Source organism: Aeromonas sp. HMWF015, assembly GCF_963878965.1.
Taxonomy (GTDB): domain Bacteria; phylum Pseudomonadota; class Gammaproteobacteria; order Enterobacterales; family Aeromonadaceae; genus Aeromonas; species Aeromonas veronii.
Genome location: NZ_CAWNZT010000356.1, coordinates 8534 through 32098 on the forward strand (window position 1 = coordinate 8534; position 23565 = coordinate 32098).

Sequence of the window (23565 nt, forward strand, 5' to 3'; positions counted from 1 at the left end):
ATGCGATCCGCCCCGGATTGTTGGGCGGTGAAGAGGGATTCCAGGTTGTCGATACAGATTTCAAGACGGGTCATGAGGACTCCTTTTTCGGGGAGATCAGACCCCACATCTGATCTCATAGATTGAGCAAGGCTGCGCCGCGCACACCACCGGCGCCGCCGAAGCGGGCCTGGCGGATCTCGGGCAGGGCGACCCCGGGCAGCAAGTGACCGGGCAGACGCAGCGGCAGCTGTTCATAGAGGGCGGGCAGGCCGCTCAGGCCGCCCCCCAACACCACCACCTCGGGATCAATCACCGAAATGGCGGTGGCAAGCCCGGCGGCCATGATCTCCAGCCAGCAGTCGACCGTCTCGACCGCATGGGGTTCATGGGCCTCGAAGCGTCCCACAATCTGGTGACCCGTGGCGCGCTGGCCATGGAAATGGTGATAGAGACGCTCCAGACCGGTGCCGGAGGCATAGGTTTCAAAACAGACCAGACGGCCGCAGCCGCAACGGGGACGGGGCAACTCGGGGTACTTCATCAGCATGGTCGCGGGCAAGGGGTAGTGACCAATCTCGCCAGCCAGCCAGTTGCGCCCCTGAATAAGCTTGCCCGCCAGATAGACGGCGCCGCCGATGCCGGTGCCGATGGTGACGCCAAGCGCACTGCCTGCGCCGTCGGCGGCACCCTGATGCACTTCGGACCAGAGGAAGCAGTTGGCGTCGTTATCCACCTTGACCGGCCGCTCCAGCAGCTCGGCCAGATCGGCGCCCAGATGGCGACCATTGATGGAGGGCAGATTGGCCGCCACTATGCTGTGATCGTGGCTGTTGATGACACCGGGAAAACCGATGCCGACCGAGCCCCGTGCGCCGAAGCGGGCATCCGCCTGCTCGACCCGGGAGCGGATCAGCTGCTGCAACCCCTCGTAATCGTTGCCCGGGGTGCTCATGCGCTCCTCGTGGCAGAGGTTCAATGCACCGTCATAGACCGCAAAGGCGATCTTGGTGCCACCGATATCAAAGCCGTAATACATGCCAGCACTCCCTTGTCAGCCCGTGTTTATCCAACTCTGTTTCAAGGGGGACATTGTATTAATTCGCAAAAAAAATAAAGTGACCGGGGACGAAAAACGGGAGAGTGATCAGAGCAAACGGCTCATTTGTCGCTGCAGGCAGGGCTGCCCGAGGCTTATCAGGGTGCGCTCCTCGCCATCAAAGACAAAGCCGCGGCGCAGGTAGAACCCCTCGCCGATGTGGTTGCCATCCAGCAGCCACAATTTGACGCTATGGCAACCGGCGCGGCGCATCTGCATCGCCACCGCCTGCCACAGCCGTTTGCCATAGCCTTGTCGCCAGTGGTCGGGATGGAGGTAAAAAGCGCGGATCAGGGCGCTGCTCTGCCCCGCTTCCTGCTGTGGTTGCCAGTAGAGCAGGCCGATCACTACCTCATCGAGACAGAGCAGCATGGGCCTTGGGCCTGGCTCGGCCAGACGGCTCTGCCAGATCTGCAGATGGGCGGTGACGTCCAGCTGCTCCAGCATGTCGGCGCCGAGCACCTGGCCATAGGCAGCGAGCCAGCTGGCTCGCTGCATCACCGTCATGGCGGCGGCATCGTCGCTGCGCGTCATGCGCAGGCTTATGCCTTGCATTGGGGCACCAGACCGTTGGCGCGGGCCTGCTCATAGAGCGGCAACACTTGCGCCTGCTGCGCCTGCAACTCGGCGATCCGGTTCTCGTTGCTCGGGTGGGTGGAGAGCAGTTGCGGCGGGGTGTTGCCACCGGCGGCGGCACTCATGTTTTGCCACAGGGGAACGGCTTCGGCCGGATTGAAACCGGCACGCGCCATCAGCTCAAGCCCGAGCCGATCCGCTTCGCTCTCCTGAGTACGGCCGTAGGGCAGCATCACCCCCACCTCAACCCCGAGGCCAAGGGCGGCCATGGTGGCGCCGCGATACTCGCTGGTGCCCATGGCGATGTCCGCAGCCGCCAGACCGATCCCCGCCAGCTGGCTGCGCGAGAGTCGCTCGTTGGAGTGCTGGGCCAGCACGTGAGTCAGCTCGTGGCCGATGACGGTCGCCAGCTGATCCTGATTCTTGGCCACCTTGAGCAGGCCGCTGTAGACCCCGATCTTGCCGCCGGGCAGGGCGAAGGCGTTGACCTGTTTGGAGTCAAACACCACCACTTCCCAGTTGGTGATGCCATAGCTGGCCGGCACCTGGGCGGTCACCGCCTTGGCGACACAGGAGACATAGGCGTTGAGTTTGGCATCCTTGCTCACCTTCTCCTGCTTCTTCATCTGCTCGAAGGAGTCGGCGCCCAGCTGGTTCATCTGCTGGGGAGAGTAGAGCAGCATCTGGCTGCGGCCGGTCGGCGACTGGGCGCAGGCGACCAGCAGGGAACTACAGAGGGCTACCAGGCCAAACTTGGTGAGGGACGCAATCATGAAGGGATCCTTTGCCATAACGTTGCCCTATTCTCGGAAATGCCGCCCTGCGACGCAAGGGAGCCAGCCCCCGGCTGGCGGAAAAATATCCATCCAGCGCTATTAACAAAACTGACAGCCGACAAAAACAAAACGAGCCCGCTTGGGGCTCGTTTTATCAGGGCATGCTGACTGCAGGCAATTACATGATACCCAGCTTTTTCAGGTCAGCCTGTACCACCTTGGCCGGCACCGGCACGTAGCCATCTTTGGCAACGATGTTCTGGCCTGCTTTGGAGAGCATCATCTTGACGAACTCTTGCTCCATCGGGGAGAGCGGCTTGTTCGGATGCTTGTTCACGTAAACGTACAGGAAGCGTGACAGCGGATACTTGCCGGTGATGGCGTTATCGGAGGTCGCTTCGATGAAGGTCTTGCCATCTTTGGAGAGCGGTACTGCACGCACGCCGGAGGTGACATAACCGATACCGGAATAGCCGATGCCGTTCAGGGAGGCAGAGACAGACTGCACCACGGAGGCAGAACCCGGCTGCTCGTTCACGCCGCTCTTGAAGTCGCCGTTACACAGGGCGTGCTCCTTGAAGTAACCGTAGGTACCGGATACGGAGTTGCGACCGAACAGTTGCAGATCCTTAGAGGACCAGTTGCCGTCCAGACCCAGATCAGACCACTTGGTGGCAGCCTTGGCTTCGCCGCACTTCAGGGTGCTGGAGAAGATGGCGTCGATCTGCGGCATGGTCAGCCCCTTGATGGGGTTGTCCTTGTTGACGAACACAGCCAGGGCATCGACTGCAACGCGGATGGCTGTCGGCTTGTAGCCGTAACGCTTCTCGAATGCTTCCTCTTCACCGGCCTTCATGGCACGGCTCATCGGGCCGAACTGGGCAACACCTTCGGTCAGGGCAGTCGGGGCGGTAGAAGAACCGGCGGCCTGGATCTGCACGTTGACGTTGGGGTACAAACGCTTAAATTCTTCGGCCCACAGGGTCATCATGTTGGCCAGGGTGTCCGAGCCGACAGAGGACAGGTTGCCCGAAATGCCGCTGGTCGGTGTGTAATCCGGCAGGTCTTTATCCACACCGGCAGCCAGGGCGCTGACAGAAAACAGGGTTGCTGCGGTGAATCCGATTACACCAGCCAGTTTGTTGAGTTTCATCCAATCTCTCCAAAGTTACAGAAGGTCCGTTCTTAAGACGGCGCCAGTATCTGACCTGGCAGTGACAAATTTATGGATTTAATGTGACACTTTAATGACATGGCGACAGATTTGAACAAATGAAAAGAGGGCCCGTTCAAAGGCCCTCTTTTTGCAGCTAACCCATTGCCATAAAAGACTATTTAATCACCACCATGCGGCCAGGAATGAGAAAGCTGAAGCGGCTGCCAAGGCCGACCCGGCTCTCGATATCGAGCTGGCAGTCGTGATGACTGAGGGCATGCTTGACGATGGCAAGGCCCAAGCCTGAACCGCCGGTGTGGCGCGAGCGTGCCTTGTCGACCCGATAGAACCGCTCGGTCAGCCGCGCCAGATGCTCGGGGGCAATCCCCTCCCCTTCATCGCTCACGGCAAACAACGCCATCGCCCCCTGCTTGCGCCACTCCACGGTAATTTTTCGCCCCGCCGGGGTGTAGTGGATGGCGTTATAGACCAGGTTGGAGACAGCACTGCGCAGCTGCTCCTGATCCCCGCGCACCAGCAAATTGGGCTGCACCACAAATTCGAGCTGGTGGGCCCGTTCGCCCGAGAGCGCTCGCGCCTCCTGCTCCAGCAGCCCCAGCATGGCAGGCATGTCCACCAGATGGGAGAGATCCACGGTCGGAGCCGCCTCGATACGGGAGAGGGTGAGCAGCTGATTGACCAGATTATCCATCCGGATGGTCTGCTCCATCATCACCCGATGCGCTTTGGCCCACATGGCGGGCGGGGGCGGCTCCTCGGTCATCTCCAGATAGCCCTTGAGCACGGTCAGCGGGGTGCGCAGCTCGTGGGAGACGTTGGAAACGAAGTGCTTGCGGGTCTTCTCGAGACTGCGCAAGCGGGTGACATCCCGCACCACCAGCATCGCCTGATCGGAGGCGTAGGGCATGATGCGAAACTCGAGAAACTTCTCCTCATTGACCGGGGAGTGCATCTCGAGGGGCTCGTCATATGCCCCCTTGCCCAGATAGGCGTTAAAGGCCGGATTGCGAATGAGGTTGCCGATATGCTGGCCGGCATCCTCCGGCCAGCGAAAACCGAGTAGTTGCTCCGCCAGCCGGTTGCACCAGAGGATGCTGCCATCGGTGCGAAACACCACGGCGGCATCGGGCAGTGCCTCGGCCCCCTCCCGGAAGCGGCGGATCAGCCCCGCCAGCTCGCGGCGACGGGCACGGTGACGCTGCTGCAGCTTGTAGATACCGTTGAAGATGTACTCCCAGCTGCCACTGCCGCTGGGGGGCACCAGGCTGCGGTCGTGCCACAACCAGTCAGAGAGCCGCTTCTGGAAGCGATAGTGCCAGCCCAGATGCAATACGGCCGCCACCAGCAGGCAGAGGGCAAGATGATCAATCAACCAGCCAACCAATGCGAAGGGGGCGTAAAAAAACGCCATTCGCCACAACTGTCGCCGCCAGGCGTAAGGTTGCAACATAACTGCCTCTAGAGACGGGTTGAGAAGCGGTATCCGGCTCCACGCACCGTCTGGATCAATCTGTCGTGCCCTGTCTCTTCAATCGCCTTGCGCAGGCGACGAATATGCACATCCACGGTTCTGTCCTCGACGTACACATTGGTACCCCAGACATTGTTGAGCAACTGTTCACGGCTGTAGACCCGCTCGGGGTGAGTCATAAAGAAGTGCAGCAGCTTGAATTCGGTCGGCCCCATGTCGAGCGCCTTCTCTTCGGCACTGACCCGGTGGGAGACAGGATCAAGTTTCAGCCCCTGCACCTCGATCACCTCGTCTACCGAGGTGGGAGAGACGCGGCGCATCACCGCATGGAGGCGAGCGGTCAGCTCCTTGGGCGAGAACGGCTTGGTGATGTAGTCGTCGGCACCGGCCTCCAGACCACGGACCTTGTCCTCCTCTTCACCGCGAGCGGTGAGCATCACCACCGGGATCTGGCGCGTCACCTCATCCTGCTTGAGCTGCTTGATAAACTGGATGCCACTGCCGCCCGGCATCATCCAGTCGAGCACGATGAGTTCGGGGTAGGGTTCGCGCACCTTCGCCAGTCCATCGGCGTAATCTTCCGCTTCAATCGTCTCATATCCCTTCTGCTCCAACACGAAGCAGAGCATTTCGCGGATCGGTGCTTCGTCCTCGACCACCAGAATTCGCTTAGCCATTCCCTTCTCTCTCCTCTGTGAAGATGGGTGCGCCAATTATTAGAATTTTCTGTGACACTTTTATGACTTTATGACAGGCGGGATGATAAACGTTTTCAGATTCAGTTGGCAGCAGTACGTTGCAACAAGTCCCACCGGTTGCCGCTGATATCCTCAAACACCACCACGGTGCCATAAGGCTCGTCACGGGGCTGTTCACAAAAATGAACACCGTACGCCTGCATGCGCTGGTAATCCCCCCAGAAATCAGTGGTCTCGAGGAACAGAAATACCCGGCCACCGCCCTGCTGGCCGATGGCGGCCTGCTGCTGCGCATTGGCCGCTTGTGCCAGCAGCAGTGCAGAACCGGAGGCGCCTTTGGGGGCAACCCGCACCCAGCGCTTGCCCGGTTTGCCCGGTTCATCGAGCCGAGTGTCTTCCAGGAGCGCAAAGCCAAGTCCCTCGGTAAAAAAGCGAATGGCCTGATCGTAATCAGCCACCAGCAGAGTCAACGCCCCTATGTGTTGTGACATGGCAGAAAATCCTCAACGGATGAGTCAACGGGCGCAATGCCCCGGCCAGGGCGCATCATAGCGGCTGGATGGGCAGGGCTCCAGCCATCATGTGCGTCTTGAAAACAACCGGTGAGGGGGAGTGAGCACTCAAGGCGCTTCGCGCAGCGTCCGGTAGAGGGTGGTGCGGCTGATCCCCAGCTGGCGCGCGGCCTCGCTGACGTTGCCGCCGCATGCCGCCAGCGTTTGCTGCACCTGCCGCCGGGTTTGTTCACGCAAGCTGGTCGCCTCCCCCATCGGCAAGGCGCCGGGCTCTGTGGCCACACTGGGCAGATGCAGGTGGGCGGGTTCTATCCAACCCAACCCCTCTGCCAGCACACAGGCCACTTCCAGTGCCTGCTTGAGCTGGCGCACGTTGCCGGGCAGCGGATGGGCCAGCAGCTGTTGCTCCGCATCGCGGGTCAGACGCAGGGTCGGGTCCATCTCCGCCAACAGTCGCTGGATCAGCTCCAGACGCTCAGCTGCAGGCCAACGGCGCAGAGGCATCAGCTGCTGGCGCCAGCCGCAGATCCGGTAATAGAGGTCTTCGCGAAATGCGCCACTCTGCACCATGGCCGCCAGATCCCGGTGGCTGGCGCTGACTAGCCAGAAATCCACCGCCTCCGGCTTGTGACTGCCAACCGGCGTCACGCTGCGCTCCTGCAATACCCTCAGCAGTCGGGTTTGAGCCTGCAGCGGCAGTTCGCCAATTTCATCGAGCATCAGCATGCCGCCATGAGCTGCGCGCAGATAACCCTGACTGCCCTGGCTGCGGGCACCGCTGAAGGCCCCGCCCACATAACCAAACAACTCGGCTTCCACCAGATCTGCTGGTAACGCGCCGCAGTTGACGCACACCAGTGGCTGCTCCCGCCGACTCGACGCTCGGTGCAGGGCCCGCACCAGATGCTCCTTGCCGCTGCCAGTCTCCCCCTCGATAAGCAGCGAAATGCCGCGCTCCAGCATCTTGAGCGGCACCTGCTGCGGATGCGGCACCGGGCTTGAGTGACCCGGCAGCGCGGTGCAGGAAGGTGTCGCGTCCGCTTCTGGCACCAACCGCAAGCCACGCCCCTCGCGCAGCAGTTGTCTGCCGTCGAAAGGGTGCTGGCCGAGCCAGAGTCGACCTGCACGGTTGGCGCCGAGCAGTTCCCCCTCCTCTCCCAGCAACAGGCGAGCGGACCAGAGGCTCTGGGGATCGAGATCCACCAGCCAGCCCGGCTGGCGCGCCAAGAGTGCGTTTTCCAGCGTCATGGCCAACAGCCGCACCGTGCCCAGCATATCGCCGTCATGGTGAGCCGCATCGGTGGAGATATCGAGCACCCCCAGCAATTGTCCATCTGGCCCGAGCAACGGACAGGCGCTGCAACTGAGGAAGCTGTGCTGGGCGAAGAAGTGCTGATTGCCAAGCACCTGTACTTCGCTCTGCTCGGCCAGCGCGGTACCGATGGCGTTGGTACCCTTGCTCGCCTCCCCCCAGCGGGCGCCACTGCGCAAAAAGATACGCTCGGCATGGCGGGCGAACCCCTCATCACCACTGGCGGCCAGAATGGCCCCCTCACCGTCACACAACAACAGGCGACAGGGGCGACCCGCCAGCAGCTGGGCAAACAGCGGCAGCACGAAGCGCTGAAAGCAGGCGATCAGCGCCCTGTGCTGCTCCTGACGGGCCGACAGCTCCCCCTGAGGCAGCAGATCCAGATCGGCGCTCTGCTGGCGGCTCAGCCCCTGATGCAGGCAACGCTGCCAGGAACGCAGGATGGGACCTGGACCGGGTTGAAGTGACTCACTCATCACGCCTCCTGTTCACAAACAGCACGACTGTCTCGGCCACTGTCCAGAAACGGCACAGTTTTATCGCAATAGCCGTGGTCATTGGTTAACCAAGATACGCTGCCACACCCCATTTGATAACGTTTTTGTAACCTTTCACCTGCTGGTCAGACCCTTTGGCACGCCCCTTGCGATATCAGCTGGCAACCGGTCTGTCAGCCAGCCCGGTCAGGACCACACACATAAAGGATGATGAGATGATTTATACCGCTCCCGGTCAGGCAGGTGCCCTGGTCAGCTTCAAGTCCCGTTACGACAACTTCATCGGTGGTGAGTGGGTGGCACCTCGCGCCGGCCGCTACTTTGAAAACATCTCGCCAGTGGACGGCAAAGTATTCTGCGAGGTCGCCCGCTCCGACGCCGCCGATATCGAGCTGGCGCTGGATGCCGCCCACAAGGCGTTCACCAGCTGGAGCAAGACCAGCGTCACCGAACGCAGCAACCTGCTGCTGCGCATCGCCGATCGCATCGAGCAGAACATCGAACAGCTCGCCATCGCCGAAACCTGGGAAAACGGCAAGGCGGTACGTGAGACCCTGGCCGCCGACCTGCCGCTGGTGGTGGATCACTTCCGCTACTTCGCTGGCTGCATTCGTGCTCAGGAGGGCTCGGCCGCCGAGCTGGATCAGAACACCGTCAGCTACCACTTCAAGGAGCCCATCGGCGTGGTCGGCCAGATCATCCCGTGGAACTTCCCGCTGCTGATGGCCGCCTGGAAGCTGGCTCCTGTGCTGGCGGCCGGTTGCTGCAGCGTGCTCAAGCCCGCCGAACAGACCCCGGTCACCATCATGCTGATGATGGATCTCATCAAGGACATCCTGCCCCCCGGCGTGGTCAACGTGGTCAACGGCTTCGGCGCCGAGGCAGGTCAGGCGCTCGCCACCAGCAACCGGATCCAGAAACTGGCCTTTACCGGTTCGACCGAAGTGGGCGCCCATATCCTGCGCTGCGCCGCCGACAAGCTGATCCCCTCCACCGTGGAGCTGGGGGGCAAATCTCCCAATATCTACTTCGCCGACGTGATGCAGCACGAGAGCAGCTACATCGACAAAGCGGTAGAAGGGATGCTGATGACCTTCTTCAACCAGGGGGAAGTGTGTACCTGCCCCTCCCGCGCGCTGGTGCAGGCCAGCATCTATGACGACTTCATGGACAGGGTACTGGCCCGAGCCCGCACCATAGTGCAGGGCAATCCACTCGATACTGCCACTCAGGTGGGGGCGCAGGCGTCCCGCGAGCAGTTCGACAAGATCCTGGGCTACATGGAGATCGGCCGCGGCGAAGGGGCCAAGATGCTGATCGGCGGCGGCCCGGCCAAGGTGAGCGGACTGGAGGGGGGGTTCTACATCCAGCCCACCATCTTCTCCGGCCAGAACAAGATGCGGGTGTTTCAGGAGGAGATCTTCGGGCCGGCGCTCGGGGTCACCACCTTCAAGGACGAAGCCGATGCACTGGCCATTGCCAACGACACACAGTACGGGTTGGGGGCAGGCCTGTGGACCCGCGACAGCAATCTTGCCTGGCGCATGGGGCGTGGCATTCAGGCTGGCCGGGTCTGGGTCAACTGCTACCACGCCTACCCGGCACACGCCGCCTTTGGCGGTTACAAAAAGTCGGGGATCGGCCGCGAGACCCACAAGATGATGCTGGACCACTACCAGAACACCAAGAACCTGCTGGTAAGCCACGACATCAACCCGCTCGGCTTCTTCTAGCGCAAGTAAATGTCATCAGAAAGGGCGCCTGCGGGCGCCCTTCTTGTTTTACTTCACCAGATGACATGTCCGGCGATTTGTTATCGGCCTGACTGTAGGCGATAACGCTGGGGTGAACAGCCCAGCTCCCGGTTAAACATGGCGATAAATGCGGAGGTAGATCCGTAACCGAGCCGCCAGCTGATCTCCTGAATGGGCATGTCTCCCTTGAGCCAAGCCAGCGCTTTTAGCAGCCGCAGCCGCGCCCGCCATTGGCCAAAGCTCATCCCCAGATCCCGCAGACAGCGCCGCGCCAGGGTGCGCTCAGTGGTGTGTAACTGCCCGGCCCACTGGGCCAGCGTGCGGGGATCGGCAGGATCGCTGTGCAGCACAGCCAGCATGGGCGCCAGCAGCTTGTCCGGACTCATCGGCAGGTAACTCTCCTGACAGCGGGTGCCCGCCAGTCGCTCCACCAGCAACTCGGCCTGCCGCTGATCCCACTCGTCCTCCATCTGACCCACCCTGCGTTCGCAAAAATCACTCAGCAGGGCGCGGATCAGCGGGGTCAGCAGCAGCAATCTGGGCTCTGGCGGCAGCTTGGCCGCCAGCTCGTGGCTGACATAGATAGAGGTGTAGTCAAGGGCCTGCTCGTTGTAAGAGGTGTGATCCAGATCCGCTGGCACCCAGATCAAGTAGTCGGCCGGCGCCACCAGCCGCTGCTCCCCCAGCACTATCTCCATGATCCCCAGACTGATCATGTTGAGCTGGCCCCAGGGGTGGGAGTGCAACAGGGTCGCGCTGTCGGCCAACATCTGCTGGTAACTGAAATAGAGCGGATTGGGCTCAGGCAGATCAATATTTGCCGGATTAAAGTGATGGGTTGCCATCAGAGATCCTTGCCAGCGGGAGGGAGGATAATCATCGATGCAACGCCCTTTTGACATGGCGTCTGACGCAGACAAAAAGCAGCGATAGTGCTCGTGTGAGGGCAGCTATTTTAGCCGGAATAAAGTGCATCAGAAAGAGTTGTCTTTTCTGCTGGGTCATCTGTCTGTTTTACGCTACTTGATAATATAAAGACAAGGGTAGACTTGGCCCCTGTTTATAAGGAGCCTCTGATGCGAATCTTTCCCCCCCTTCTCTTTCCGCTGACGGCCGTGCTGATCTGGGCTACCAATACCGTGGTTTCCAAGGCTGCCGCCGGGGTGATCGACCCAGCCGCCATCTCCTTCTACCGCTGGGTTATCGCAGCCCTGGCGCTGACACCCTTCTGCCTGCCCCAGTTATGGCGCCGCCGTCACGAAATTCGCCCCTGGTTTGGCAAACTGCTGGTACTGGCCGCGCTGGGCATGGTGCTGTTCCAGTGTCTGGCCTATTACGCCGCCCACAGCACCTCGGCCACCAACATGGGGGTGATCGGCTCGCTCATCCCGATGCTGACCCTGTTATTGGGGGCCATGCTCTTTAGCCAGCGTCCCGGCAAGCAGGCACTGGCGGGCATGAGCATCTCGCTATTCGGGGTGTTCTGGCTGCTGAGCAAGGGCCAACCGCTGGCACTGCTGCACGATGGCATCAACCCGGGGGATGGCATGATTCTGCTGGGCTCAACCAGCTATGCCCTCTATGGTTTGCTGGTTCGCCGCTGGCATCTGCCGTTCGGCCCATGGCTCAACCTCTATATGCAGATACTGCTGGCGGTATTGCTGCTGATACCGGTGGCCCTCTGCGCCGACTCGCTGGCGGTGCCTGCCGAAGGGTGGGGACTGGTGCTGTTTGCCGGACTGGTCTCCTCCCTGCTGCCCCCCTACTGCTGGATGCGCGCCATCGTCTGCCTCGGGGCCGCCCGTACCTCGGTCTTTATGAACCTGCTGCCGCTCTGTACTGCGCTGATCGCCGTCATCACTCTGGGGGAGCCGATCCATGGCTACCACCTGCTGGGTGGCGGGCTGATCCTCGGCGGGGTGATGGCCTCCCAGCTAAAGGGGCGTACACCGCTGACCGAAAGCAAAACGACCTGATACCACACGTCATCAAGAAACAACAAGGGAGCCAGCGGCTCCCTTGTTGTTTACTGCATGCCACCTCAACCCGCCCGGCGCCAGCGGTAGCGCCGCTCCGGCCGACCTCGCTGGCCATAGTTGAGATCCACATCCACCCGGTCTTCCGACTCCAGATACTCCAGATAACGGCGCGCCGTGGTGCGACTTAGCGACAGCCGCAGCGCCACCGTGTCGGTGGAGAAGACATTCTCCGGCTCACCCGCCAGCAGATCCAGCACCTGACGCAGAGTAATGCTATCGATCCCCTTGGGGGTGACCCGCACCTCCTTTACCGGCGTTCGGCCTCCCTTGCCCAACAGCTTGTCGAGATCTTCCTGCTCCAGCCGACCCCGCTCGCACAGGCGGCTGTGCAGTTGCAGGATCTCATCCAGACTCTGCTGGATGCGAAACAGCCGCAGTGGCTTGATGACGTAGTCATGAACCCCAAGATTAAGGGCCTGCTGGATGGTCTCGACATCCCGTGAGGCGGTCACCATGATGACGTAGGCTTCGCGGTTGTGGCTGCGCAAGCGGCTCACCCACTCGAGGCCGGAGCCATCGGGCAAGGAGACATCCACCAGCAACAGCTGGGGCACCACACCGGCCATCATGGCATCGGCCTGGGCCAGGGTACCGGCCCGACCCAGCAGAGAGAAACCGGATGTCGCCGCCACCAGTTCTGACAAGATGGCTCCGATCCGATCGTCATCTTCAATAACAAGCGTGATTATTGGGTCCATGGCTCACATTAATTGGTTTTTATTCAAGTAGATACCAAACAGGGTGGTCTGCTCGGCGGTTCGTCGCCATTCTATCACACCCTCGCGCCGACCCACCGTCTCCTTGACCAGGAACAGACCCACTCCGTGATCGCCACTCTGGCGGCTCACCCCGTAATCAAACAGGTGATCGGCCAGATCTTCATCGACCCCTTCGCCACTGTCCTCCACCTCAATCACCAGCCGCCTCCCCACATCGCACAGCGATAGCAGCACCCGCGGCGGCCGCTGCTGGCGATTGAGCCAGGCCGCTTGCAGGCCGTTATCCAACAGATTACCAATGAGGGTGATGAGATCGGCAGAGACCGAGGCCGGGTACTCCGCCAGCGCCGAGTCGGGATCGAGCTCCAGAGTCACCCCCAGCTCGCGGGCCCGACTGAACTTGCCAAGGATAAGCCCCGCCACCGGCTTGTTGTCGATCAGCCGCAGCAGCTCCTGCAGCATGGTCTGGCACGCTTCGTTCTCCTGCTGGATCAGCTCCACCGCCTGATCCACATGGCCCAGTTGCAGCAGGCCGGAGAGACTGCTCAGCTTGTTGGCAAACTCGTGGCTCTGCATCCGCAGCATCTCGGCATACTGGCGCAGGTGGGTCACCTGCACCCCCAGACTGGCAGCCACTTCCGGGCGGCTGAAGATCAGCAGCCGCCCCGGCTCCTTGCCATGAACCGCCTGCCAGCGTCCAACAAAGTCGTCCCCCTGAATGGTGAAGTTGATCTCGCCCGCCTCCTGTGCCAGGCAGGGAGCGAGCGGCGGCACCAGCTCTGCCAGTGACTGTCCCTGCAGGGCATGGCGGCCGGTGCCCGGCAGCCGCAGCTGATAGCTGGCGGTGCTGTTGATCATGTTGATGTTGCCGCGACTATCAAGGGCTATCACCCCCTCGGTGATGTGTTCCAGCACCAGATCCTGCAGGGTGAAGCGGCGCACAATAGCCTCCGGCTCCAGATCGAGCAGGGTCTTGCGCAACAGGTATTGCACCCAGAGCGCCAGCAGCAGGCCACACCCCAGCACCGCTACTATGGCACAGATGAGCAGGGCCACCCGCTCCATGTAGATGCCCTCCACCTTCTGCATCAGATAGCCGACCACCACAGTCCCTATAGTACGACCATCGGCACCCAGCACCGGCGAGAAGCAGCGGATCGCTGGGCCCATGGTGCCCCGATCCCTGGAGCAGTAGCTGCGCCGCTCGTGTAGCGCGGGCCAGATATCCTCACCACGGAACTTCTGCCCCACCAGTTCAGGCTTGGGGTGGCTGAGGCGACGTCCATGCTCGTCGGTCACCACCATATAGGTGGCATCGGTACGGCTGCATACTCCCTCGACATAGTCTCGCAGGGTCGGGTCGCTCCCCTGGCGCAGGGCCTCGACCACCCGGGTATCAGCCGCCAGGATGCGAGCCAGATCGCTCCCCTTCTCCTCCAGATTGCTCTCCAGCAGATGGCGGATAAAGAGGGCGAGCAGGCTGCCCAAAATGATGATCAGCAACAGGGAGAGCCCGAGAGAGAGGGTGACCAGCTGATGGCGAAGTTTCATGCACATACCTTAAACCGTCAGGACGCCACCCAATAGTGCGGATGCCACCAGGTCTGGTCAATCAAAGGAGCCGGATCACCGGCAAAATCTGCCAATCCCTCCTCTCTGGCAACCAGTGCCACCGCTCTGGCGACGGCGCGGGCCACCTCTCCCACCTGCTCGATAGGAGGCAACAGCCGACCCGCCAGCAGTGGGTAAGCGCCGACCGCCCGCACCGCAGCCAGCAACATGCCATCGCTGATGCGGCGCGCCTTGACCGCGCAGGCCCCCAGACCAATCCCCGGGAACACATAGACATTGTTGCACTGGGAGACCACCCGCCGCTCCCCCGCCACCGTGACCGGTGCAAAGGGGCTGCCGGTGGCGAGCAGGGCACGGCCTGCGGTGGCCTCCCACACCTGCTCGGGTGTGGCTTCGGCGCTGCGGGTCGGGTTGGAGAGCGGCAGGATCACCGGCTGCTCGCACACCTCCCCCATCGCCTGCAACACCTCGCCAGTAAAAAGGCCGCCCTGACCGCTCACACCAATCAAGACCGCCGGACGCACCTGCCGGATGGTCTCCAGCAGCGAACTGATCCCCTCCTCCACAGCACGGGCAAACGGCTGCTGGGCGCGAGTCAGATTGGGACGATCGGCGCAGACCACCCCGTCCTGATCAAACAGCCAGACGCCGTCGTGACTCCCCGCCAGCTGGGCCAGCATGGCAGCGATGCCACAACCGGCAGAACCGGCACCGACGATCAGCACAGGGGCATCATTGAGGGCGATACCCGCCTGCTGCAACCCGGCCAGCACGCAGGCAGAAGCCACTGCCGCCGTGCCCTGAATGTCGTCGTTGAACATGCAGAGCTCGTCGCGATAACGGGTCAGCAGGTTGGCGGCATGCTTGCCGGCAAAGTCTTCAAACTGCAGCACCACCTGCGGCCAGCGCTTGCGAATGGCGGCCACCACCTTGTCCATGAAGTGGTAGTAGCTCTCGCCGTCGATGCGCGGGGATTGCCAGCCGAGGTAGGAGTCATCCTCCAGCAGCTCGGGGTTGTTGGTGCCCACATCGACACAGAGCGGCAGGGTGCGGGCCGGGTTGATGCCGCCAGCGGCTGAATAGAGCGCCAGCTTGCCGATGCAGATCCCCATGCCACCGATGCCGAGATCGCCGAGCCCCAGCACCCGCTCGCCATCGGAGATGACGATCACGTCCACCTCCTGCTCCACCGACTCGAGGATGTCGTCGAGATCGTCACGATCGTGCCAGGAGAGATACAAACCATGGCTACGCAGATAGAGATCGCTGTGGCGCTGACACGCCTCCCCCACCACCGGGGTGTAGATGATCGGCAGCAGCTCCGGCAGGTGGTGGCGCACCAGATCGTAGAAGAGCACCGGGTTGTCCTCCTGCAGCTGGCGCAACAACAGATGCTGATCGAACGGGCTCTGCATGGCACTGACCAACCGGTAGATCCGGCGCCGCTGCTGGGAGAGGGACTCCTCCTTGTGGGGCATACGCCCCCGCACGCCCTGACGCTTGCGCTCGGCATAGGGCAGGCTGGTGCCCATCATGATGTCGTTCATCTTGTTTGTTCCTCAATCCGGTATCAGGCGAGCAGGGAGATAAGAGCGGTCGCCAAAATCAGCATCACGGCGCCGCCGAGGCGAGAGGAGATCTGGGCAAAAGGCATCAGCTTCATCCGCTGGGCCGCCGAGAGTACCGCCACATCGCCGGTGCCGCCCATGTTGGCCATGCAGAGCCCGCCGGTGATGGCCGCCTCGATGGGGTAGAAGCCGATCAGCTTGCCGACCAGCGCCGCGCCGAGTGCCCCGCCAATTACGGTGACCATGACCAGCACGAAGTAGCTGATGGAGAAGGCGCTGATGAGCTCGGGAATACTGGTATAGGCGACGCCGATCCCCACCAGCAGGGAGGGAGTGAGGTTGCTCACCACAAACTGATACCAGTCGGCCGCCGCCTGCTCATAACGGCGCGGCAGCAGGCCGCTCACCTTGATAAAGGCGACCGCCAAAATCATCAGGGCGAAGGGGTGCATGGGGATAAAGTTGCCAAGCAGGGAGCCCAGCACAAACATGCTGGAGCTGATGAAAAGGCCCATGCCGAGACTCTGCAGGGTCGGCGCTTCGGCCTGCTCATCGGCAATGCTCTGGCTACTTTCCTTGACCATCAGCTTGCCGTTGCCGGTCAGGGAGGGGTAACGGCGACCAAGGCGCGCCAGCAGAGAGCCCACCAGAATGGCCAGGGTATTGGCGATCACCACCGCCGGTACCATGCGTGACAAGAGATCCGCACTGGACATCTGCATCGGGCCGGAGAGGATCTCCACCAGAGGCACCGCGCCAGCACCCATGCCACCGCCCATGATGGGCAGGCCGATCAGCAGCACCGCATTCTTGAAGCCATACCCCATCAGGGAGCCGACCAGCCCCACGCTCAGCAGCGCCAGTGCGACGCCACCAAGAATGACCGGCAGATAGCGCATGGCGGCATTTTTCAGCAAAGCGCCGCTCATGCCAAACACGGAGCCAGTCACCAGACTGGCGATAAAGAAGTTGAGAAAGCCTCCCTCCTTCATGAAGTTGGTAATGACCTGCCCCGCCTGCACCGGCAGCAGCTGGTATTCGAACAGGGCGGCGCCGCCGAAGATGGCGAGAATGGTGCCGCCCCCCAGATATTCGCGGATCGGCATGATCCGCTCACCCAGCTCGGTCAGCAGGGTACCCAGCACGAACATCAGCGCCAGCGCACCGACCATGCCAAGGGGCAGAGAGCCATTCCAGCCGGAAAAGAGAACGCAGGTCGCCAGCCCCAGAAATATAAAGAGCGGCATACCGGCAATTTGTTGGCCGCCCATAAAGGCGGCCTTTTCTTGTGTAGTTTGTAGGGGTGAGAGGTTTTTCATTGTTATGTACTCTGCGTGTGATTGTGGCCGCTACTTTATTGATCCCCCTCTCCTCTGTCGGTTAGCCAGACTGCAAAGCCATATAAAAACATTAAAAACTTAAACATCATGGTGCCTCCAACGTGCGCAGCACAATAGAACACCAGACATCCGATACCCGACCAAGTCAGGAAATAGGGTGATAAAACGAGCGACCATAATGGCGGATATTTGGGTGATCAGCAGTAATAACGATGCGATGATCTCCCCCCTTCGGGGAAATAACAGAGCCAGATGACAAGCTCTGCGACCATTTATCGCCACTGCTCCTGTGAGTGATAATCAGCGGGCAATGTCATCGCCATAACGCGAGTGCCACGGCATGCCACACCAGGGTTTGAGTCGGCGTGCAGGAAGTACGCACGATGGAAAATGGTGAGGAGAAAGATGCAAAAAGGGGAGATTGAAATAGTGATGAGTCAAGCCAGCGAATACCAGAGCACTGGCTTGAACTCACAAGGATCACACACGGTCAGGTCTATTCTGCCAACAGCAATGGAATATTGGCGGGGTCAAAATCATGACTGATATCGGTACTTCTGATAGCGCCTTCTCGATTCACGCCATGGTGTGACTCTGCACCATATTCCCCATCACTCAACAGCGCTTCAATTGCCAGATACACACATCCACTGTCATATCCATCCACAACCCGTTTCCCCCTTGTTTTATAACCCCATCAATATTAGCGGATAAAAAAAGAGCTGCTCGCTGAAGCTGAAAATTTCATGAAAATAACCACCGGATATCCTCCATTCACGGCGCAATATCCGAAGCGGCAAAAGAGCCTCGAGTGGATCAGCCCCGAGAATAATATCAGGGGCTCGAATGCTGCTCGCCCTCACCAACGAAAGATCCGACCAGAAACATGAACTGCATCACACTATTTACTTAGCCTGCTAAACAAGTATGATAGTTAGCATGCTAAGTACATTGAGGATGAGAAGATGACGGATCTGGAAAGGTTGCGCGAGCTGTCGCTCGCCGAGCAGATAGCGCGGATGCACCGGCTATGGCGTACTGCCGCCGACCTGGAGCTGGCTCCCCTTGGCCTCACCCATCCCCGCTGGACCGCGCTGTGGAAACTCTCCCGCATGGGGAACCATGTCAGCCAGAAGACCCTGGCCGAAGCCCTCGAGATAGAGCTCCCCTCCCTGATGCGCACCCTGGGCCAGCTGGAAGAGCAGGGACTGATTGAGCGCCATTGCTGCAGTCAGGACAAGCGGGCCCGCATCGTCTGTGTGACCCCGGCTGGCCAGACCCTGCTCGATCAGATCGCCGACCGCATCATGAATATCCGCCGGGAGCTTCTGGGGGGCATTGACGAGCAGACCCTTCAGCTGTTTGAAGCCACGGTGCAGCGGATCTCGGCCAACGCCCTCAGCAAAATTGAACAACACCACGACCGACAAGCCGGAGGCGATACAAGCCCTCCCGAGACCGACACAGAGAGAGAATAAGATGACTCCGGATCAACAATTTACCCGCTGGATCAAATGGTCCATGGCTGGCTTTGCCACCTTGTTTGCCTATTTTCTGATAGCCAACCTGCTGATGCCCCTCACCCCTCAGGCGATGGCGACCCGGGTGGTCACCAAGCTGGCCCCCCAGGTGAGCGGCAAGGTGATCGAGGTCGCCGTTCACAACAACCAGCAGGTCAAGAAGGGGGATCTGCTGTTCAGGCTGGATCCGGCCCCTTTTGAACTGGCAGTGGAGCAAGCCCGCCTTGCGCTGGCGCAGGCAGAGCAGCAGAACAGTGAACTGGATGCCGCCCTGACCGCCGCCGTTGCCGAGATCAACGCCAAGGAGACCCTGGCCAGCCAGAAGTGGCGCGAGGCTGAGCGGATCGATGCGCTCTACCAACGTCACATGGTTTCGCTGCAACAAAAAGATGAGGCTGACAGCGCCCTGCGCAGCGCCCAGGCCAACCTGCGCGCCAGTCAGGCCAAACTGGCCCAGATCAAGGCCAGTCGTGGCGTGACCGGTGAGGACAATCTGTTGCTGCGCCAGGCCCGCAACAAGCTGGCGCAAGCGCAGCTGGCCCTCTCTTACAGCCGGGTCCACGCGGATCAGGATGGCACCATCACCAACCTGCAGCTCAAGCCGGGCAGTATCGCCAGCGCGGGCAGCCCGCTGCTGGCGCTGGTGTCGGAACAGGTCGATGTCATAGCCGATTTTCGGGAGAAGAGCCTGCGCCATGTCGGCGAGCAAACCCGCGCACTGGTGGCCTTCGATGGCGAGCCGGGTCAGCTCTATCCTGCCCGGGTAAGCAGTCTGGATGCCGGAGTGAGTGCCGGTCAATTTGATGCCAATGGTCGACTGGCCGCGCCGGTGGAGTCTGATCGCTGGGTACGGGATGCCCAGCGGATGCGGCTGCACCTCGAGCTGGAGCAGCTCCCCGATCATCTGCCAGCCGGGGCGCGGGCCACGGTGCAACTGCTGCCGGACAATGCCCTGACCGCCATGCTGGCACGGGGCCAGATCCACCTGCTCAGCCTGCTCCATTATGTCTACTAACCACGCCACTCATCCGTCGGCCAATACCGCCCCAGCACACCCCGCCGGTGGTGCTGCCACTCACCTCTGGTATCGGCCCCTCACCGGCAACGAGCTGCGCCAGTGCCTGCGCATCGCCTTTGGCTGCACCACGGGCTTTCTGCTCTGCAAGCTGTTTGGCTGGAATTACGGGGTCTTCTATACGGTCACGCCGGTGCTGCTGCTGGGGATGGTGCCGGTGATGAATGGCCATGCCGCGCGCCAGCTGATCGCGGCGGCGGTGGTCTGTGGGGTGGAGGTCGGGCTGCTGGGGGGACTGTTTGGCAGCCATCCGGCGCTGATGACCCCTATCGCCTTCATGCTGTTTCTCTACCGCTTCGCCGCCATGTCGCGGGGCAGCCTGTTTCTGTTCGGGGCCAACGGGGTGCTGAGCCTCAGCATCATGCTGCACTTTGCCAGCTATCCGCAGACCGACCTCAACGACCTGATCCTCAACAATATCTGGGCGAGCGTGCTGTCGGTACTAATCGCCTATCTGATGACCATGCTGATCCCGGATGTGGAGGCCAGACCCAAGCCAGCCTCGGCCCCCAAGGCGCCGCACCGGATGCGCCATGAAGCCCTGCTGGGGGCCACGGTGGCCACCCTGTCGTTTCTGGTATTTCAGGTGTTTGACCTGCGCGACTCCATGTCTGCCCAGGCCACAACCCTGCTGGTGCTGTTCCCCATGCACTGGAACGGTGCGCTGAGTTATGCCCGCAAACGGGCGATGGGCACCTTGCTGGGTGTCACCTTCGGCTTGCTCGGCCAGCTGCTGCTCTATGACTGGTCAGGACAACTGCTGCTGGTCGCTCCACTGTTATGGCTCGGCGCCATGCTGTTCAGCCATGCCCACGTCAAGGAGGCAGGCGGCTCCGGGGTCGGCTTTGGCGCCCTCACCACCCTCGGCATCCTGTTTGGCCAGTACCTCACTCCGGGCAACGATCTGGTGTTCAGCGCCCTCTACCGGGTGAGCAGCATCCTGTTTGCCATCGTGGTCACCCTGCTGGCCTGCTACCTCGTCCATCGGCTGCTCAATCGCTTCGAGGCGACCCGCTTCGGTTATTGATCTCCTGTTGTAAGCACTGTTGTCAGCCCATGGATGAGCTCTCTTTCGCCCCGTCGCCTGCCGGGGCGTTTTTTCTCTCCCTCGTGTTCCTCCCTTGTCATCCCCCCACCACCACAGCTCAGCGCAGAAGTACGGCTATGCTTGTAAGGCTGCTGTCGATGAGGTGTACCTATGGTTCCGTTGTTAAAAAAATGGCTGGTTTGTCTGATGCTGTTGGCTACCAGCCCGCTCGGGACCACCCCGCTTGTCATTGGTGCCGAAGATGACTGGGCCCCCTACTGCGAGCGCGACAAGGACAATGAGGATGACCAGCCCCACGGATTGGCGCCTGAGCTGGTCAAGGCGGTGTTCGCCGCCGAAGGGATCGAGATTGTCTTTCGCACCCTCCCCTTCGCCCGCTGCATGCACGATGCGAAAAGCGGCAAACTTGCGGGGTGCTTCAACGCCACCATCACCGAAGAGAACCGCTACCAGTACCATTGGCACGATACCCCCATGTTCGAGGAGGATCTTGCCATCTTCGCCCTTGCCAGCGACCCGCAACGGGATCTCAAGCTCACCTCGCTGGAGGGCAAGCGGGTGGGCATCACCCTCGGCTACACCTACCCTACCGATTTTATGGAGAACCCCAGGATCACCCGCTTTCAAGCCAAATCCGATGCCCAGATCCTCGAGATGCTGGTCCGCGGCCGGGTCGACTACATCCTGATGAACGGCATGCCGGGCTACCTCAAGATCCAGCAGAAGCAGCTGATCGGCAAGGTGGTCAAGGTTGGCAAGCTCTCCACTGATGGCTTCTGGCTCGCCTTCTCCCGCCACCACCCGCAAGGGGAAGCGCTGGCCAAACAGTTCGAACAGGGGCTGCAGAAGATCAAGAACAACGGCATCTATGAGACGCTGATCCGCCAGTTTGAAACCAGACTTGGCCTCTACTGATTGACGATGCCTTCCTGGTTGCGCCCCCTCATACTCGCGCGGTAGGCCGGACAGCGAGCGACGCACCGAATGGCCCCGCGGATTGCACAATAACGGCAACCTGTTAGGCTCACGCCCGTATGACACCAATGGAGCTGTAATCATGAATAAGGCACATATGATGGCCGCTGGTGCGCTGGCCCTCGGCCTGCTCGCTGGCTGTAATCAGGGCAATACCCTCTCAGTCACTGGTGGCGAACCGGTCAGTTACCAGTGCGAGCAGGGCAAGAAGGTGCAGGTGCGCTACTTCTCCCTCTCCGACGAAAGCCTCAACTTTATCAAGCTGTCACTGCCGGACGGCAAGGATTACACCCTGCCCCAGGCCATTTCAGCCTCTGGCGCCCGCTATACGGACGAACATGAGGCCGTCTGGTGGAACAAGGGGGATGAGGGCTTTGTCGAGCTTCGGGATCAGGATGGCGAGTGGCAGACCGCCTACAACGACTGCAAACAGCAATAAACGTGACCCCGGCCTGGCCGGGGTCTCTCTTTACTCTGGCATCAGAGTGGTGGGGGATCAGTTGATCTCGATCTCGAAGCGGTTGGTCACCTCGACCGGAATGGCATCCGGGTTGCCCTCTGCCGGGCTGTAGCGGATCCGCGAGAGGGTCGCCAGCGCGCTCTGTTCCAGTTCGCCGGGGGGCTCGGCCGCCACCACTTCAGGCTTGACCGGCGTGCCGCTGGCGTCGATTTGATAGCGAACTTCCACATACCCCTTGACCGGTTTGGCCGGCAGGGCCGGCTCGTCATTGCCAAGCCATGACCACTGCTTCTCCTGAACCCAGTAGCTGGACAACTGCTCGAGAGAGATAGCGATCGGAGCGCGCTCGTGCGCCACCTCCTGACGGGATGAGCACCCCAGCAACAGTGTCACTGCCAGACCTGACCATACTGCGACTTTCCACTTCATGTAACGCTCCTTGTTCTCTGCCGGTGCTTGTTGCCGGACTGCGGGACGCTCAACGCGGCCCGCTTGGTCAGTCACCCATCCTAACGAAAAAGTATTCGTATGAACATTAACAAAAGGGCCAACCCCGAGAGGTTGGCCCTTTTATCGTCAATAAGCTCACTAACCATACGCTGGCATCAGCCGCGCTTGTCGCTCACCACCAACCAGAGCGCATGGACCATGCCCGGCAGACCGCCCATCAGGGTCAGCACTATGTTGATTAAAAAGTGCAGGCTAAAGCCCACCTGGATAAAAGCGCACACCGGGGGCAGGAAAATGGCCAGCAGGATCTTGAGCAGATTGTTCATCTCGGCTCTCCTTTTCAATAATGTCGTCAGGATTGGAATGGGCTAACCATAAACATCCCGGACTTCAACTGCAAACCAGACAGGGAATTCGCTCACCCGCATCACGCCAGGCGTTGAGGTCGTGGATCTGCTGATTACTGCTGCCACGCCATAGCAGGCCCGGGTCTGCCAACTCCTTTTCAAACTTGCCATCCACCAGCACATCCAGCAAGGCCACCAGCTCGCGCTGGGCCTCTGACAGTTCGCCGAGCCGGTAGCCGGTCCAGCACCAGATATCCTTGCCCGGACACTCGGCGCGCACCCGTTTCACCAGCGCCAGCACGTGGGGCACGTTGGCAGGGTGGAGCGGATCGCCGCCGGAGAGCGACAGACCTCGCCGTTTGATGCGGCTGTCGCTGAGATCCGCAATGATGCGATCGCTCATCGCCTCATCGAACGGCTTGCCGCCGTCAAGGCGCCAGGTGCTCTGGTTGTAGCAGCCGGGGCACTGATGTTCGCAGCCCGAGACAAACAGGGTGGCACGGGTGCCGGGGCCGTTAATCACATCGACCGGATAGTATTGGTGGTAGTGCATCGCTTGTTTCCTGCCTCGTTCACGGGACAGCGGCATAACTGCCGCCCT

The 23565-nt window shown here is 61.0% G+C and carries 23 protein-coding genes; 7 read left to right on the plus strand and 16 right to left on the minus strand.

Features of this window, described 5'->3' with window-relative positions; translation table 11 throughout:
- Nucleotides 1-115: 115 nt before the first annotated feature.
- The 8 genes from AACS18_RS18065 to AACS18_RS18100 form a co-directional block, all read right to left on the minus strand.
- Nucleotides 116-1018, minus strand: coding sequence for an ROK family protein (locus AACS18_RS18065; protein WP_005338407.1), 903 nt, complete (start codon nt 1016-1018; stop codon nt 116-118).
- A gap of 108 nt (nt 1019-1126) precedes the next feature.
- Entirely contained in the window at nt 1127-1633 is a 507-nt protein-coding gene (locus AACS18_RS18070; RefSeq protein ID WP_108612936.1) for a GNAT family N-acetyltransferase, read from the minus strand.
- Complete coding sequence (locus AACS18_RS18075) at nt 1621-2427, minus strand: M48 family metallopeptidase (protein ID WP_108612937.1); 807 nt, start codon at nt 2425-2427, stop codon at nt 1621-1623. Before AACS18_RS18075 ends, AACS18_RS18070 begins: the two co-directional genes overlap by 13 nt.
- 181 nt (nt 2428-2608) lie before the next feature.
- Entirely contained in the window at nt 2609-3583 is a 975-nt protein-coding gene (locus AACS18_RS18080; RefSeq protein WP_005338411.1) for a PstS family phosphate ABC transporter substrate-binding protein, read from the minus strand.
- Between the two features lie 178 nt (nt 3584-3761).
- Nucleotides 3762-5057, minus strand: coding sequence for a phosphate regulon sensor histidine kinase PhoR (gene phoR, locus AACS18_RS18085; protein WP_108612938.1), 1296 nt, complete (start codon nt 5055-5057; stop codon nt 3762-3764).
- A gap of 8 nt (nt 5058-5065) precedes the next feature.
- Entirely contained in the window at nt 5066-5755 is a 690-nt protein-coding gene (phoB, locus tag AACS18_RS18090) for a phosphate regulon transcriptional regulator PhoB (RefSeq protein WP_005338414.1), read from the minus strand.
- Nucleotides 5756-5856: 101 nt separating this feature from the next.
- Entirely contained in the window at nt 5857-6267 is a 411-nt protein-coding gene (locus tag AACS18_RS18095) for a VOC family protein (protein ID WP_021229136.1), read from the minus strand.
- Nucleotides 6268-6396: 129 nt separating this feature from the next.
- Entirely contained in the window at nt 6397-8076 is a 1680-nt protein-coding gene (locus tag AACS18_RS18100; protein WP_108612939.1) for a sigma-54-dependent Fis family transcriptional regulator, read from the minus strand.
- Between the two features lie 236 nt (nt 8077-8312).
- Between AACS18_RS18100 and exaC the strand changes: the two genes are divergently transcribed.
- On the plus strand, nt 8313-9830 hold the full coding sequence (gene exaC / locus AACS18_RS18105) for an acetaldehyde dehydrogenase ExaC (protein ID WP_108612940.1): 1518 nt from the start codon (nt 8313-8315) through the stop codon (nt 9828-9830).
- Nucleotides 9831-9910: 80 nt separating this feature from the next.
- Here the strand turns inward: exaC and AACS18_RS18110 are convergent, their stop codons facing one another.
- A complete protein-coding gene (locus AACS18_RS18110) occupies nt 9911-10696 on the minus strand; it encodes a helix-turn-helix transcriptional regulator (RefSeq protein WP_108612941.1) in 786 nt (261 codons plus the stop codon).
- A gap of 231 nt (nt 10697-10927) precedes the next feature.
- On the opposite strand from AACS18_RS18110, the gene AACS18_RS18115 reads away from it, so the two are divergent.
- On the plus strand, nt 10928-11827 hold the full coding sequence (locus AACS18_RS18115) for a DMT family transporter (RefSeq protein ID WP_108612942.1): 900 nt from the start codon (nt 10928-10930) through the stop codon (nt 11825-11827).
- A 65-nt stretch (nt 11828-11892) separates the two neighbouring features.
- On the opposite strand, the gene AACS18_RS18120 is transcribed toward AACS18_RS18115, so the two are convergent.
- The 4 genes from AACS18_RS18120 to AACS18_RS18135 are packed head-to-tail and all read right to left on the minus strand — an operon-like array spanning nt 11893 to nt 17068.
- The gene (locus tag AACS18_RS18120; protein ID WP_108612943.1) at nt 11893-12588 is read right to left on the minus strand and encodes a response regulator; all 696 of its coding nucleotides are present in this window, start codon (nt 12586-12588) and stop codon (nt 11893-11895) included.
- A 3-nt stretch (nt 12589-12591) separates the two neighbouring features.
- On the minus strand, nt 12592-14160 hold the full coding sequence (locus AACS18_RS18125; RefSeq protein WP_108612944.1) for an ATP-binding protein: 1569 nt from the start codon (nt 14158-14160) through the stop codon (nt 12592-12594).
- Nucleotides 14161-14177: 17 nt separating this feature from the next.
- Nucleotides 14178-15728: an oxaloacetate-decarboxylating malate dehydrogenase gene (maeA, locus tag AACS18_RS18130; protein WP_108612945.1), complete on the minus strand. Its 1551-nt coding sequence runs from the start codon at nt 15726-15728 to the stop codon at nt 14178-14180.
- Nucleotides 15729-15751: 23 nt separating this feature from the next.
- Nucleotides 15752-17068 (minus strand): 2-hydroxycarboxylate transporter family protein, encoded by a 1317-nt coding sequence (locus AACS18_RS18135; protein ID WP_005343883.1) that lies wholly within the window; start codon nt 17066-17068, stop codon nt 15752-15754.
- 986 nt (nt 17069-18054) lie between these two features.
- On the opposite strand from AACS18_RS18135, the gene AACS18_RS18140 reads away from it, so the two are divergent.
- The 5 genes from AACS18_RS18140 to AACS18_RS18160 all read left to right on the plus strand — a co-directional run bounded on the left by AACS18_RS18140 (nt 18055) and on the right by AACS18_RS18160 (nt 22146).
- On the plus strand, nt 18055-18567 hold the full coding sequence (locus AACS18_RS18140; protein ID WP_005349886.1) for a MarR family transcriptional regulator: 513 nt from the start codon (nt 18055-18057) through the stop codon (nt 18565-18567).
- A gap of 1 nt (nt 18568) precedes the next feature.
- Nucleotides 18569-19624, plus strand: coding sequence for an HlyD family secretion protein (locus tag AACS18_RS18145; RefSeq protein ID WP_108612946.1), 1056 nt, complete (start codon nt 18569-18571; stop codon nt 19622-19624).
- On the plus strand, nt 19614-20711 hold the full coding sequence (locus AACS18_RS18150; RefSeq protein WP_219927575.1) for a DUF2955 domain-containing protein: 1098 nt from the start codon (nt 19614-19616) through the stop codon (nt 20709-20711). Before AACS18_RS18145 ends, AACS18_RS18150 begins: the two co-directional genes overlap by 11 nt.
- A 171-nt stretch (nt 20712-20882) precedes the next feature.
- The gene (locus AACS18_RS18155; RefSeq protein ID WP_108612947.1) at nt 20883-21647 is read left to right on the plus strand and encodes a substrate-binding periplasmic protein; all 765 of its coding nucleotides are present in this window, start codon (nt 20883-20885) and stop codon (nt 21645-21647) included.
- A 142-nt stretch (nt 21648-21789) separates the two neighbouring features.
- Nucleotides 21790-22146, plus strand: a complete 357-nt coding sequence (locus AACS18_RS18160) for an MliC family protein (RefSeq protein ID WP_042055249.1) — start codon at nt 21790-21792, stop codon at nt 22144-22146.
- A gap of 57 nt (nt 22147-22203) precedes the next feature.
- On the opposite strand, the gene AACS18_RS18165 is transcribed toward AACS18_RS18160, so the two are convergent.
- From AACS18_RS18165 to nrdG, 3 genes are all read right to left on the minus strand, one after another.
- Nucleotides 22204-22596 (minus strand): TonB family protein, encoded by a 393-nt coding sequence (locus AACS18_RS18165; protein WP_108542479.1) that lies wholly within the window; start codon nt 22594-22596, stop codon nt 22204-22206.
- A gap of 176 nt (nt 22597-22772) precedes the next feature.
- Nucleotides 22773-22943, minus strand: a complete 171-nt coding sequence (locus AACS18_RS18170) for a YqaE/Pmp3 family membrane protein (protein WP_005338440.1) — start codon at nt 22941-22943, stop codon at nt 22773-22775.
- A gap of 64 nt (nt 22944-23007) precedes the next feature.
- Nucleotides 23008-23517 (minus strand): anaerobic ribonucleoside-triphosphate reductase-activating protein, encoded by a 510-nt coding sequence (gene nrdG, locus AACS18_RS18175; RefSeq protein WP_108612948.1) that lies wholly within the window; start codon nt 23515-23517, stop codon nt 23008-23010.
- Between the last annotated feature and the right edge of the window lie 48 nt (nt 23518-23565).